This window comes from Paenibacillus thalictri, from assembly GCF_004307995.1.
In the GTDB taxonomy this organism is placed as follows: Bacteria; Bacillota; Bacilli; order Paenibacillales; family NBRC-103111; genus Paenibacillus_AF; species Paenibacillus_AF thalictri.
Genome location: NZ_SIRE01000029.1, coordinates 73,788 through 86,723, shown reverse-complemented (window position 1 = coordinate 86,723; position 12,936 = coordinate 73,788). Strand labels below are relative to the sequence as shown.

Annotated in this window: 12 protein-coding genes; 10 read left to right on the top strand and 2 right to left on the bottom strand. The window is 51.5% G+C overall.

The annotated features are described in order from the left end of the window. Nucleotides 1-185 precede the first annotated feature (185 nt). The 4 genes from EYB31_RS32170 to EYB31_RS32155 all read left to right on the top strand — a co-directional run bounded on the left by EYB31_RS32170 (nucleotide 186) and on the right by EYB31_RS32155 (nucleotide 3,524). A complete protein-coding gene (locus EYB31_RS32170; protein WP_131017603.1) occupies nucleotides 186-935 on the top strand; it encodes a DUF975 family protein in 750 nt (249 codons plus the stop codon). A gap of 130 nt (nucleotides 936-1,065) precedes the next feature. After that, the gene (locus tag EYB31_RS32165) at nucleotides 1,066-1,623 is read left to right on the top strand and encodes an RNA polymerase sigma factor (protein WP_131017602.1); all 558 of its coding nucleotides are present in this window, start codon (nucleotides 1,066-1,068) and stop codon (nucleotides 1,621-1,623) included. After that, nucleotides 1,580-3,229, top strand: a complete 1,650-nt coding sequence (locus EYB31_RS32160; protein ID WP_165452727.1) for a DUF4179 domain-containing protein — start codon at nucleotides 1,580-1,582, stop codon at nucleotides 3,227-3,229. Before EYB31_RS32165 ends, EYB31_RS32160 begins: the two co-directional genes overlap by 44 nt. A gap of 22 nt (nucleotides 3,230-3,251) precedes the next feature. After that, a complete protein-coding gene (locus EYB31_RS32155; RefSeq protein WP_131017600.1) occupies nucleotides 3,252-3,524 on the top strand; it encodes a hypothetical protein in 273 nt (90 codons plus the stop codon). Here the strand turns inward: EYB31_RS32155 and argC are convergent. Then, nucleotides 3,497-4,447, bottom strand: a complete 951-nt coding sequence (gene argC / locus EYB31_RS32150) for an N-acetyl-gamma-glutamyl-phosphate reductase (protein WP_131017599.1) — start codon at nucleotides 4,445-4,447, stop codon at nucleotides 3,497-3,499. The two genes, EYB31_RS32155 and argC, sit on opposite strands and share 28 nt — an antisense overlap. Nucleotides 4,448-4,642: 195 nt before the next feature. Here argC and EYB31_RS32145 point away from each other — a divergent pair, with 195 nt between their 5' ends. After that, nucleotides 4,643-5,062 carry a GNAT family N-acetyltransferase gene (locus EYB31_RS32145; protein WP_131017598.1) on the top strand — a complete coding sequence of 140 codons (420 nt, stop codon included), beginning with the start codon at nucleotides 4,643-4,645 and terminating at the stop codon, nucleotides 5,060-5,062. A 13-nt stretch (nucleotides 5,063-5,075) separates the two neighbouring features. Here the strand turns inward: EYB31_RS32145 and EYB31_RS32140 are convergent, their stop codons facing one another. After that, a complete protein-coding gene (locus tag EYB31_RS32140) occupies nucleotides 5,076-5,573 on the bottom strand; it encodes an NUDIX domain-containing protein (protein ID WP_131017597.1) in 498 nt (165 codons plus the stop codon). A 650-nt stretch (nucleotides 5,574-6,223) separates the two neighbouring features. Between EYB31_RS32140 and EYB31_RS32135 the strand changes: the two genes are divergently transcribed. From EYB31_RS32135 to EYB31_RS32115, 5 genes are all read left to right on the top strand, one after another. Next, complete coding sequence (locus EYB31_RS32135) at nucleotides 6,224-6,583, top strand: MmcQ/YjbR family DNA-binding protein (protein WP_131017596.1); 360 nt, start codon at nucleotides 6,224-6,226, stop codon at nucleotides 6,581-6,583. Between the two features lie 190 nt (nucleotides 6,584-6,773). Then, nucleotides 6,774-8,507 carry a Rieske (2Fe-2S) protein gene (locus EYB31_RS32130; RefSeq protein WP_131017595.1) on the top strand — a complete coding sequence of 578 codons (1,734 nt, stop codon included), beginning with the start codon at nucleotides 6,774-6,776 and terminating at the stop codon, nucleotides 8,505-8,507. 230 nt (nucleotides 8,508-8,737) lie between these two features. After that, nucleotides 8,738-9,607, top strand: coding sequence for a YitT family protein (locus tag EYB31_RS32125; RefSeq protein WP_131017594.1), 870 nt, complete (start codon nucleotides 8,738-8,740; stop codon nucleotides 9,605-9,607). A gap of 186 nt (nucleotides 9,608-9,793) precedes the next feature. Continuing rightward, nucleotides 9,794-10,738 (top strand): glutaminase A, encoded by a 945-nt coding sequence (gene glsA, locus EYB31_RS32120; protein ID WP_131017593.1) that lies wholly within the window; start codon nucleotides 9,794-9,796, stop codon nucleotides 10,736-10,738. Nucleotides 10,739-10,869: 131 nt separating this feature from the next. After that, entirely contained in the window at nucleotides 10,870-12,747 is a 1,878-nt protein-coding gene (locus EYB31_RS32115; RefSeq protein WP_131017592.1) for a bifunctional metallophosphatase/5'-nucleotidase, read from the top strand. Nucleotides 12,748-12,936: the final 189 nt, after the last annotated feature.

Below are 12,936 nucleotides of genomic sequence, written 5' to 3'. Positions count from 1 at the left end.
CTCAGCCCTTGTGAACGCTTACAATATTTTTAACCAATTATAACTTGATATTTCTGTTCCTGCAAGCTTTTTCTTGTCGAGGATGTTTGTGGAATTATGTAATAATATGTATTAATAAATCGGCTTTCGTCTGCCGATAAATACCATATAGTGTTATATTTATATAAATACAGGAGGGGTTGTCTATGTGGGAACGGCACCAATTGAAGAGCAAAGCGAAGGAGGTGCTGCGTACTTCGTATTGGAAAGCTTTCCTGGTCAGTCTGATCTTGGCCGTCGCTGTGGACGGCTGTTCTTATAACTTCAGCGGAAGCTCGTCTTCAAGCGGAAGTTGGTTTGGGGATTTCGATATGGATGATGATTTCTCGATCATTGTCGCGCTGCTTTTACTTATTTTCGGCATTGTGATCTTTTTGCTGACGCTTGCTTTTCGGATTTTTGTCGCTTCTCCGCTGGAAGTTGGGGGGAGAAGGTATTTTGTCAGGGCGGCCGAAGACGACGTCAATCTCAACTACATCGGATACGCGTTCTCAAGAACGAAATATTTGGATATCGTCAAAGCGATGTTATGGCGGGGCCTGCTTAATTTCTTATGGTTCCTGCTGCTAATTATTCCCGGCATCGTCAAATATTACGCTTACAGCATGGTGCCCTACATTTTGGCGGACAATCCGAATATCGGATACCGGCGGGCGGTCGAACTGAGCAACCGGATGACGACCGGGCAGAAACTCCAGATTTGGGTGCTGGACTTATCTTTTATCGGCTGGTATTTGCTCGGAATACTGGCGTTGTTTATCGGTGTGTTGTTTATCCTTCCGTATTACAATGGCACCAAAGCCGAGCTGTACTTGAGTTTGCGGCAGAAAGCATTGGATGAAGGGACAAGCAGCTACGAGGAGCTTAATTTGACCCCGCCGCCTTACAGCTATTAAGATTCGAACCCGGAACGCCTAACGGCTCCGGGTTTTCTTTTTTTGTTGAATGTTAAAGAAGTTTTTATTAAAATGAACCTTTTCGTCTCCTCAGTTGTCTATTGGGTAAAAGCAGAAAGGGGGGAGAGGTTTGACCGAGAAAGATCTGTTTGAAACGTATAAAAAGGACGTTTATCGAACGTGTTATTTCATGCTGCACCATGCCGCAGATGCGGAGGACGTATGCCAAGAAGTGTTTCTGACCGTATTCCGGCACGATTGGAGGCAGGTAGAGCATTTGAAAACATGGCTGATGCGAGTGACGGTTAACCACTGCCTGAACCATTTGAAAAAAAACAGCCGCAAGCTGGCTCACGAAAAACGGCTCCAGCAGCAGACGGCCGGGGCTGCGGAAAAAGCCGCCGAAACTGTCGCCGAGGAGCGGGAGGCCGCCAAGGAGTGCGTGCATTTGTTGAGCCGGCTGCCCGGCAAGATGAGGGCCGTCGTGTCGCTCCGTTTCATCAATGAATGCAGTTTAAGCGAAGTGGCGGATATACTTGGCATTCCGGTAGGAACAGTAAAATCGCGGTTGAACAAAGGGCTGAAGCTGATGAAACGGATGGTACAGCCGAATGGAGAACATAACGGAGAGGAGGGCGGCGCTTATGGAAAAGGCCGAACAAACGTTTATTCGCTTTTTAGAAGATGACAAGCAGCTGGACTACCCGGATTTTGACGCGATGTGGAGCCGTATTGAGCAAAACATGCCCGCTGCGGACGCCAAGCCGTTACCGGTGGATATGACCGCTCCGAAGCGAACCAGGCTGCGCAAAGTGGCGATTGCGGCCTCTTTAGCCGCAGTGCTTGTGGCCAGTCCGGTAATCGCGGCGATTTCGATTAATTGGGATCATATCTTGTCATACCGCAGCGGGGTGCAATCGGCGCTTGAGCAGGGACTCGGGCAAACCATCGAGAAATCGGTTACGATCGATGGCGTGACCATGACGGTGCATACGGCCATCGTGGACGAAAACCGCACGGTGCTGCTGTACAGCCTAAGTGCCGCCGGTGAGCCAAAGGACAGCTTGTATTTTTCCACCATGGAATTAAAGGATGCCAGCGGCGGCAAGATCGAGGGACAGCATAGTCAGTTTTGGGATAAGGATAACAAGACGTTTAACGGCTATTTTGAAACGGAATGGACGCCAAATGGGCTGGAAGCCGATGTGCAGTTGACGGCAAGCCGGCTGCAGTCCTTCTCTTCGGCAGAACGCGATATCACTCTTGATCCGACGAGCGATAAGCTGCAGACATTTGATATTCAGCAGGACGGGATCGGGCAAATGACGGTGCGGCCTTTTGTCCAAGGCGAGAAGATGCTGCTTGATACGGCTGTATCGTTTAACCAGGAGGAAGCCAAGAAATGGGCGTTCCCGCATATCGGCGTGTTTAAGGGCGACACATTGCTCAAGGAGGCATCCCCCGGGGCGTTCGGCAAACCCGGCGAAAACGGGGAATATACCGGTAAACAGTATTATGGGCTCAGCGACCTGTCGGACGGCTCCGCCAAGTACAAGCTGCTGTATACGCGGGAGGAGCGGCGGATCGATAAAGATTGGACGTTTGAACTCCATTTGGATAAAAAGAGTATGCTCAGCGGCACCGTCAAACAAAGTTTGAACGTTCCGGTACCATTTCCGGACGGCGCGATGACGCTGAAGGAAATGATCGTGACGCCAACGCAAATTCGCTTGAAGGCGAGCCATGAGAAATATTTGCGTATCCCTTATCTCGATTTTGCGCTGGATGTAGACGGAACGATTTTAAAAGGCGGAAGATGGGGAGGTTTTGATAATCCTGAAGAAACGACGTTCCGCTTCGAGCTGCCTCACGGAGTCAAGGTGACGGAGCAGACGCCCGTATCGTTTGTGGCCAAATACGAGGTGCTTGAACATAAGGATGCCAAGGAGCCGATCAAGCTGACGAACATTAGCGTGGAGAAGCAGACGCTGACGACAAAAGTCGGAGGATACGACGTCTTATGGACCTACTATAAGCAGGACGGCAAACTTTACGTGCAAAGCGAATGCGCCGATCCGAGCTTTGGCGGAGTCAACCAGACCTATATGGGCAGCGGGGACAGCAGGCTTATCGGCAAGCAGGTGACCACCAACTTCTCGGGCGACGGGAACAATCGCGCGATCGACGAATATGCGGACTTTACCGGAACCGAAGCGGATATAAACATTTTCTGGTATTATACGGAAAGTCCGGACAAAGAGCTGCGGGTTCCGTTCCACGGGCAAGACAAGTAAAAAATAACGGGGATGAACGGTTGTGCTGCTTAAAACTCGAGCGTCCATATTAAAACAATACGAAGCCGATTGCTATAGCACTTGCCTGTATTTGCTGCAGTGCGAACAAAAGGCGTGTGAAGCGGCGCTGAACGCTTTGCTTCAACTGATCGGCTGCGATGCGTTTTTCGCAGCCGATCCGCAAGGGCAAAGATTGCTGCTGCTTCACGTGTCGATGAAATCCGCTTTATCGGTTCTTATCGGAAAAGAGGGAACCGCCGATGAAGACTACACCAAACCGCGCTGCTCGTCATAACCGAGCATCAGATTCATATTTTGCACAGCCGCTCCGGCGGCGCCTTTGCCCAAGTTATCGAATCTGGAGACGATTTTGATATGGCTGTTATCTCCATAGACGAACAGCTCCAGTCTGTTCGTATTGTTGAGTTCGGTAATCTTGAAATAACCGTCGTCAAGGGCGGCATCCGACTCGAAGGGCATAACGCGGACAAACGGCTCGCCTTCATAATAAGCCGCCAGCGTTTCGTGCACCTGCTGAGCCGAAGCTGTTTGGTTTAAGTATCGTGCCGCTAACGGCACTACTACAGCTGAGCCTTGCGCATATCTTGCAATAATCGGAGTAAACTCCGGCTCGTGAGCCAATCCTGAAAATACGCGCATTTCCGGCAAATGCTTGTGATTATGCAGCAGCGCGTAATGTCTAGGGACGTTCAGTTTTTTCTCGGCCGCTAGATCTTCATTTTCGTACATCTCGATTTTGCTTTTTCCCGCGCCGCTATAACCGGATACCGAATGACAGGCAATGGGATAATCCGGAGGCAATAGCCCGGCCTCGACAAGCGGCCTGATGCTGAGAATAAAGCCGGTAGCATGGCAGCCGGGCACGGACACTCTGGCAGCGGAACGGATCCGATCGCGCTGGCCTTTCAGTTCCGGCAGCCCGTACACCCAGCTCGGATCGGTTCTAAAGGCAGTGCTGCTGTTGATGATTTTGGTTTTGGGATTGGTGACCAGCGATACGGATTGCCTGGCGGCATCGTCGGGCAGGCATAGAAATGCGATATCGGCTTCATTCAGCAGCAGACTCCGCGCGGCGGGGTCTTTTCTTTTGGCAGGATCGATTTTGAGCAGTTCAATGTCCGGGAATTTGCATAAATAATCGTTTAGCTTTAAGCCTGTCGTACCTTCTTGCCCGTCGACAAAAACGGCAATGCTCATAATTGGCAATTCTCCTTTTTGAATAAAAATACATTATTTTGTATAATTATATCGTTCCTGATTTATGCAGGCAACCATTTTTTAGCAGCGATGCGGCTGTGGATGAAGGAATTTGCCCTGCCGGCTCGAAGAAGATGGGAGGGCCAATTCCATAAAAGGAATTCAAAACAATGAAAACAAAGGACTGATTGCGATATGTCGATAATAAGGGAAATGACGATTCAAGATTACGAAGAGATGATCCGGTTATGGAACAAGGTGGAGGGGCTGGCGATAAGCGAGGCCGATTCGAAATCGAACATTGAAAAATATTTGACCCGCAACCCAGGATTAAGTTACGTATGCGAGCAGGACGGCGCCATTACCGGCACGATTTTGTGCGGACACGACGGGAGAAGGGGCTACATTTATCATGTGGCGGTGGATCCCGATTGCCGCAAGCAGCGGATCGGCAACAAGCTTGTGCAGGCCGCTCTGGAGAAGCTGGCAGGGGAGGGCATCGATAAGTGCCACCTGTTTGTCCTCGAAGACAATGTCGTCGGCAACCGTTTCTGGGCATCCGTCGGATGGGAGAAGCGCAGCGGATTTTACGTGTATTCGAGGAATGTGTACTGACGCAAGTCGCGCTTTACTTAATAAAAGGAACACCTTGAAATGATCGAAGGTCCGAGAATACTTCCTCCTGATGTTCGCTCCAATATCCCGGCGATGTCTCCGGAAGGTTATCTGCCAGGAAAAACCGGGCCCCCGTAGTTTCGTCCGTCTCGTCGGTTATGGTGCCGGACCAGCGGTCGACCCGGTATAAAAATTCAAATCCCTGGTATGCGTCGCCATAGGAATTAACCGTAGAAAAACGCGGTCCCGTAGAAACCGATATCAGCGTGGCATCTTCTGCGATGAGGCCCGTCTCCTCGCGGACCTCACGCTGCAAGCACTCAAAAATGGACTCGCCCAGCTCGATGCCCCCGGCAGGCAGCGCCCAGCTTCCGTCTTCGCGTCTCCGAGTAAACAGGACCTCTCCAGCGGCATTGCGAATGATGGCACGTATGGAAGGGATAATCAATTTACGGTGGCCTACTTGCTGGCGAAGCTGCCCAACATAAGAATCCAGCCATTTTGCCGACATGTTTGCTCGCTCCTTTTTTGAAATCTTGGCTTTATATTTGGATACATTTGTTGATTTGAAGATACCTCATTCCATTTATAATGAAAAATACTTGTTATAGGTTGGAATCATCTACAAGTGAGATGAATTGGAGAAAAGTGAAAACAGGGTTAGAAAACTGACTAATGGAGCAATGTGATGGAAACGAGAAGAGCGACTGAAATTCCGCCATGTCCGATATGCGGCTTTGCGATGAAATGGTGGTTCGCCAAGTGGAAATGCTTTAATTGTGGCCAATGGAACGGCTGCTGTGGAGATAGTACCGGCGACCCTGGGGGACTGTGGTGCGAGCCGAGGGAAATTACGAAGGACCCCAAATAGCGATGCCCCTTGCGGGATAAGAAAAAAGCCACCGCGCGGCAGTTGGCTTAATCTATATATGTCGATATCCACCATGTATTTCCGAACGAATCTTGAACACCGGCGGACTGCTCGCCGTATGGCTTGTCCTCCGGTGCGGCCAAAGAGACCGCGCCTTGTTCCATTGCATTTCGGTAAGCATCGTTGACGTGCTGTGGTAAAATAACAATGCGGAACGTATGTTCTTTTTGAACGGGCGGCCCTATTTTTGGCAGACTCGAATTTTAAAAGCCGTGAGGTGAACCCGACGTATGAATCATAAACAATTAATCGAGCTGGGACTTAGCTATTACGGCACCAGCCTGTTGTATCCGTTTGACCCGGAAATGCCGGTCCTGTTTGTCCGCAAAAAAATGTTCGCTTTGCTCTTCACCCAGCAGGGCTCGGAGCGGATCAACATGAAGACCTCTCCCGATGAAGCATGGCTGCAGCGCGAAAGCTATCCCGGGTCTGTCATTCCCGGATACCACATGAACAAGAAACACTGGAACACCGTTGTCCTTAACGGTTCGGTGCCTGACGACGTTATTGCTACGATGCTTCGCGAATCCTATCAGCTCGTTGTTGCGAAGCTCCCGAAGTCGGAGCGGCAGGGACCTCTCGGTTGGTAGGCGGCAATCAAGGGCTATTGGCCGCAGTACTAAAAGCATGCTGGGCGCATGGTGGCAACCGCCGCCATGCCATGCCAGAGCTTGAGCCTATTCGAGAGTTCGGACGCTGGCATCTTCGGTTTTCTGCCTGAAGCGAATTTTCTATTGTATACTGAAAGAGATGGAAAAACATGGTGAAGGAGGCGTGGGAATGGGCTCGGAAGAATGGATTTATGCGGGGACGTTTGAGGAGCTGAAGCAGGTGCACTCCAAAATCATTAGAGGAGGCATTGCGGTTTTCTATCACGAAGATGAGATAAGAGCGATCGATAACCGGTGTCCCCATCTTGGTTTTCCGCTTCATTTGGGAAGCGTTTGCGATGGCATCTTGACGTGTCATTGGCACCATGCGCGTTTTGATATTTGCAGCGGAGGGACATTGGATCCTTGGGCGGACGATGTGCCGGCTTACGATGTCAAAGCCGAAGACGGGCAAGTTTGGGTTAGCTCAAGATCAAGGAACGTCGGAAGTGTAGAGAAGCTTAAACGACGTTTGCGGGAAGGACTGGAGCAAAACATTGGCATCGTAATCGCCAAGGCGGTTGTCGGTTTGGTCGAATCCGGAGTTCCGTCAGATGACATCGTTCGTATCGGCGTTTCGTTTGGCACATCGCAAGGCAATGGCTGGGGGGCCGGCCTGACGATTTTGACGGCGATGAGAAACGTGCTGTCCAAGCTTGACCCTTCGGGGCAAATTCTCGCCTTGTATCATGGCTTGGTTCACGTTGCCAGAGCCAGCTCCGGCCGGGCTCCCCGTCATCTGCTTAGTACGCTGCCTCCTTCACCTGCGCCGATCGAAAGACTTATGGAGTGGTACCGCAGCTGCGTCGAGGTGCGGGATACTCAAGGGGCCGAAAAGGTGCTCCTGACGGCGATTGCCAATGGCGCTTCACCCGAACAACTGGCGGATATGATGCTGATTTCGGTGACGGACCACTTTTATTTAGACGGCGGCCATACCTTCGATTTTCATAATAAAGCTTTTGAGGCGCTGGCAAGTTTGGGGCCTTCGTTAACCGAGCCGATCCTCGCCTCGTTAGTCCCGCTTATCGGGTCGCCAACCCGCAGCGAAGAGCTTCATCATTGGCAGGCGCCGGTAGATTTGGTTACGCCGCTGCGGCAAGCTTTCGAGAGGCTCCGGCAGCCTGCGGCCACAGCGGCAGAAACTGTTCAATGGGATGAGCAGCAAGTATTGGATCAACTGTTGAGCGATAAGCCAATTGAAACCATTGATCTGTTAACCCGGCTTCTGCTGGGCGGAGCGGCACCCGATCAATTGGCGCGGCTGATGTGCCTGGCGGCCGCCGAACGGATCGTCCGTTTCCACACGCAAAACGACTTCGGCGATTGGGTGGCCGTTCTTCATTCTTTTACATACGCTCATGCGGTGCAAGTACGATTGCGCAGTTCCAAAGAACCGCTTTTGAATAGAGCGCTGTACTATGGAGCGATGGCGATATATCATGACCGGTTCCTGAATGTGCCGCGGGCACCGAAGCCAAAGCCGGCAAGTGGATGCGGCTACGAGCCGCAGGAACTGCTGGATCTGATGGACCGCAGACAGCAGGTAGACGAGGCTGCGGGTTGGGTAGCCGGATATTTAAAGGAAATGCGCGATCCCCAGGTTCTGCTTGGCACATTGGGTTTAAGCCTGCTGCGCGAAGATGCGGAATTTCACTCATTCCAGCTTTATGAGGCCGCCGTTGCCGAATATGATGGTTGGGAAGCGCGGTCGGACGCCTTTGCCAACCAGGCAAAGGAGACTTACCTGTTTGCCTGCGCCCGATATTTGGCGGCCCATGCCCCAAGCGCGCGAGAGCTGCCGCACACGGCAAAAATCGCGTGGCGCCTGCTCCGCGGCGAGAAATTGTTCGAGGAAGAGTAGCGGTCAGAAGAGCAGAAATTGCCGCGCCTTTTTACAATAAAAAAACTTTCATTTCCGCTTCCATTGCGGTTTTGAAGGTTTTTTTGCGTCATATAGGGGACTCGCTAACTTGTGTAGAAACGTGATATTTGTTCGGATATCAAGTAAAATAAAACAAGCCTGTAAGTTGCATTAAGAGAAAGCAAATAATGAGGATGCGGGACTATGAGAACACGAAATGAGGTCGCAAAATGAAGACAGGGCACAAAAAATCTCCAGCGTTAAAAAAAGTTGTACGAGGATTAGCGGTGGTCATCGGAGCATTTATCACAGCATATGGACTTGAAGCCGTATTGATCCCGAACAGCGTATCCGACGGCGGTGTCACCGGCTTAAGCATCGTTGGATCGGAACTGATCGGCTTACCGCTGGGACTTTTAATTGCGGTGCTGAATATTCCGTTTATATTTCTGGGATATAAGCAAATCGGAAAAAGCTTTGCGATTTATTCCGTGTTGGGCATTGCCTCGCTGGCCGTCGGTACGTCCGTTATGCATCACATTAAACCGATCATTGAAGGCGATACGCTGCTCGTAACCGTTGTCGGCGGTATTATTATCGGTTTTGGCATGGGTCTGGCTTTGCGGAACGGCGGCGCTTTGGACGGTATCGATATGCTCGCCGTCCTGCTTTCGCGAAAATTGCCTTTTGGTACAAGCGATCTGATTTTGTTTCTGAACACCTTCGTGTTTGTCGTTGTTTCGTCTGTTTTTGGCCTGCAAGGGGCTATTATGTCAGGTATTGCTTATTATATCGCTTCCAAAGTGATTCATATTGTGGAGGAAGGTTTAAGCGGCGCCAAAACGTTTAAAATCATTACCAGACATCCCGAAATCATGGTGGAGACCATTCGCGACCGCTTAGGCCGCGGCGCTACATATAATATTGTGCAAGGCAGTTATTCCAACGAACAATTCAAAGAAATTACTTGTGTCATTAACCGGTTGGAAGAAAGCAAAATGAAAGAAATCATTCAGGCGATCGACCCCAGTTCCTTTATTATGGTGTACGACGTGGCGGAAGTAAAAGGCGGAAACTTCAAAAAGCACGATATTCACTAGAGGATTATTGCAAGAAAACGCGGTATCGTTTAATTCCGCTTATTTGGTAAAGCTTGAGGTTCCGCAGGGCCTGTTTCGTTATCGCGCTGCGGGCATTTTGCTTTTTGACTTGAAGCGGGGGGATAGCTTACATTGAGGATAGATGAAATGACCTGCGAAGAATGAGACAAAAAGGGTGGAAACGACATGGTTTTATCGACAGAGCTTGCCCAAATGAAAGAACGCCTTCCCGAATGGCTTGAAGCAAGCCGGGCACTAACGGCGGAAGGGAAAACGGCGGCATATATTCCTGAGCTGGCGAAAGCGCCCAAAGAGGCGCTGGGAATTCATATTTTGAACATGAACGGAGAATCTGTTTCGGCCGGCGACTGCGGGCTTGTTTTTACGATGCAAAGTATTTCCAAAGTGTTTACGCTGCTGCTCGCGTTGATGGACAACGGGGAAGAGGTGGTGTTTGCCAAGGTCGGCAAGGAGCCGACGGGGGACGATTTTAATTCGATGCTCAAGCTGGAGCTTGTCGAGCCGGGCATCCCGTTTAATCCGCTGATTAATGCCGGTGCGATCGTCATTTCTTCTTTGATTCACGGCGCTACGCCGGAGCAAAAGTCGGAGCGCATTCTCCGCTTTTTCTGTGAGCTGTCCGGCAACGAAACGTTGGGTTACAACCTGGACGTATGCCGTTCCGAATCGGCTACCGCGCACCGCAACCGGTCGCTTGCCTATTTTCTAAAAGATAACGGCGTGCTCGATGATGACGTGGAGGAGGTGCTGGACGTATACTTCCATCATTGTTCGGTGGAAGTGACATGCGCCGACCTCGCTCGTATGGGGCTGGTGCTGGCATGCGGCGGCAAAGACCCGGTCACGCAAAAGCAGCTGGTGCCGCGCCGGTATGTGCAGATCGCCAAGACGTTTATGATGACGTGTGGCATGTATAACGCCTCGGGCGAGTTTGCCATTGCCGCGGGATTGCCGGCGAAAAGCGGCGTGGCCGGCGGAATCATGACGATGGTGCCCGGCAGGCTTGGCATCGGCGTCGTTGGCCCGGCACTCAACAGCAAAGGCAACAGCGTTGCCGGCGTTCATCTGATCGAGACGTTGTCGCGCGAGTTCGACTGGAGCATGTTTTAAAATAGCACCGCAGCTTTAGTCACAGTACCCCAGCTTGATCAACTTTACAAAAACATTACACCCAGATGATCTTCCTCTAAAAAAGCGTTGTTATTGTAAAGTAAAAACAGATTATGCTGGAGGTATTCGGGATGAGGATGCTGCCGACGATCGGCGTTTTGGCCGCGGGAATGATTGCGGTTTGTTTATTTGCGGGAAACGGGGCTCAAGCTGCGTCCTTAAAACCGGTTAAGCACCTAGAATGGATGCAGAAGCAGGGCATTATCGAAGGCGCAGCCGGCGGGGATATGGCGCTGGACCGGGGCATTACGGCAGCGGAAGCGGCTACCGTGATGATGCGCTTGAAGGGCGAGAAGCCGCAATCGGCTTCAGCCGGGTCGCATTGGGCGGCGGCTCAGCTTGCTTGGGCTGAAAAGTCGGGCGTATTCACCTCCGAAGAAGTGAAAGCCCCGGACAAAACGCTGTCCTCCGCGCAGGTGAAGAGCATATTCGCCAAGGCGGGTTACAACATCACGCTGCCTGATCAAACGTCCGTGAAGCGCGGCGAGCTGTTTCCGGCTTTGGCTGACACGATGACCGTACATGTGACAATCGCCCATATGAACGATTCGCACGGGCATATTACCGAAAATAAATCGGGCGGCGAGTTTGGTTACGCCAAAATCGCATCGCTGCTTAAGCAGTGGCGCGCGGAAAATCCGAACTTCCAGCTTTTTGACGCCGGGGATACGTTTCAAGGCACCGTTTTTGTCAATCAGTTCAAAGGAGAATCGCTGCCGCCGCTGCTGAAAGCGCTGGGCATCAACGTGATGGAAGCGGGCAATCACGAATTCGATTTCGGCCAAGAACAGACGCTTAAGCTGCGCAGCATGCTGCCTTATCCGATGCTAGGAGCTAACGCGGTCAAAGCAGACGGCACGCCGCTGCTGGACAAGGTGTATCGTTTTGAAGCGGGCGGACAAAAGTTCGTCGTATTTGGACTCGTAACACCGGAAACCGCCATACTGACCCACCCGGACAACGTCAAAGGGCTTACTTTCCAGGATCCGGTGGAAACGGCCCGCAAAATGGTAACCGAGCTGCAGGGCAAAGGCGAGCACATCATATTGCTGTCGCACAGCGGCATTGACACCGACCGGGAAATCGCCAAAAAGGTGCCGGGCATCGAGCTGATCATCGGCGGCCATTCCCATACGCGGATACCGGAACCGGAGCTCGTAGGCGGGACTTATATCGTACAGGACTGGGAGTATTTCAAATCGCTTGGACGCGCCGATCTTTATTATTTGAACGGCAAACTGGTCACGTTAGCCGGCGGATTGCAGGAATATGATGAGAAAGTGCCCGCAGACCCGGAAATGACGCAGCTCGTCAAGCAAGTGTCCGACCGTATCGACCAAGCGTTAAATGTGACGATCGCCCATACCGATGTGCTGCTGGAGGGAGACCGCACTGTCGTGCGCGCCCGCGAATCGAATTTCGGCAATTTGATTACCGACGCCATGCTGGCCCGTTCCAAAGACATTCAGGGTTATGAAGGGGATGTTGCGATCACCAACGGTGGCGGCATCCGGACGGAAATCAAAGCGGGAGATATTACGAAAAAAGCGCTGTACGACGTGCTTCCGTTCCCGAATACGGTTGTTGTCCTTGAGGCCAAAGGCAGCGAGCTGAGAGCCGCGCTGGAAAACGGCGTTTCCCAAGTGGAAAGCGGCGCCGGACGGTTCCCGCAAATCAGCGGCATCCAGTTCTCATGGAATCCCGCCAAACCTGCCGGCTCGCGTGTCGTTCAGGTAAGCGTGGGCGGAAAGCCGCTTGATCCGGACAAGACGTACCGCATTGTCACAAACGATTTTATGGCGGCGGGCGGCGACGGCTATGAGATGTTCACAGACAAGCAAGCTTACAACACCGGCATTACGTTGTATGAGTTGGTAGAAGAAGCGATGATCAAACAAAAGACCGTAGCCCCTCAAGTCGACGGCCGAATTACGGAAGTTAACCAATAATAGCAAAAAAGCGGTCTGTCTCGAAGTGCTTGAGATCAGGCCGCTTTTGGTTTAGCAAAGTCAGGGGTATCGCAAATCGCCGTCGTGCGACGGATATCCGGTGTTCTGTTTTTTACGAGGTAAGTTTGAAAACATGGGAATCAGCAACTGATCGGCTTAAAAGTCCACCTTCGAAAGCAAACAAAGGTG

Excerpts from the sequence above, each read along its gene's own strand:
- EYB31_RS32170 (WP_131017603.1), top strand. The coding sequence starts at position 186 with ATGTGGGAACGGCACCAATTGAAGAGCAAAGCGAAGGAGGTGCTGCGT.
- EYB31_RS32160 (WP_165452727.1), top strand. The coding sequence starts at position 1,580 with ATGGAAAAGGCCGAACAAACGTTTATTCGCTTTTTAGAAGATGACAAG.
- argC (WP_131017599.1), bottom strand. The coding sequence starts at position 4,447 with ATGAGCATTGCCGTTTTTGTCGACGGGCAAGAAGGTACGACAGGCTTA.
- EYB31_RS32145 (WP_131017598.1), top strand. The coding sequence starts at position 4,643 with ATGTCGATAATAAGGGAAATGACGATTCAAGATTACGAAGAGATGATC.
- EYB31_RS32140 (WP_131017597.1), bottom strand. The coding sequence starts at position 5,573 with ATGTCGGCAAAATGGCTGGATTCTTATGTTGGGCAGCTTCGCCAGCAA.
- EYB31_RS32135 (WP_131017596.1), top strand. The coding sequence starts at position 6,224 with ATGAATCATAAACAATTAATCGAGCTGGGACTTAGCTATTACGGCACC.
- EYB31_RS32130 (WP_131017595.1), top strand. The coding sequence starts at position 6,774 with ATGGGCTCGGAAGAATGGATTTATGCGGGGACGTTTGAGGAGCTGAAG.
- EYB31_RS32125 (WP_131017594.1), top strand. The coding sequence starts at position 8,738 with ATGAAGACAGGGCACAAAAAATCTCCAGCGTTAAAAAAAGTTGTACGA.
- glsA (WP_131017593.1), top strand. The coding sequence starts at position 9,794 with ATGGTTTTATCGACAGAGCTTGCCCAAATGAAAGAACGCCTTCCCGAA.
- EYB31_RS32115 (WP_131017592.1), top strand. The coding sequence starts at position 10,870 with ATGAGGATGCTGCCGACGATCGGCGTTTTGGCCGCGGGAATGATTGCG.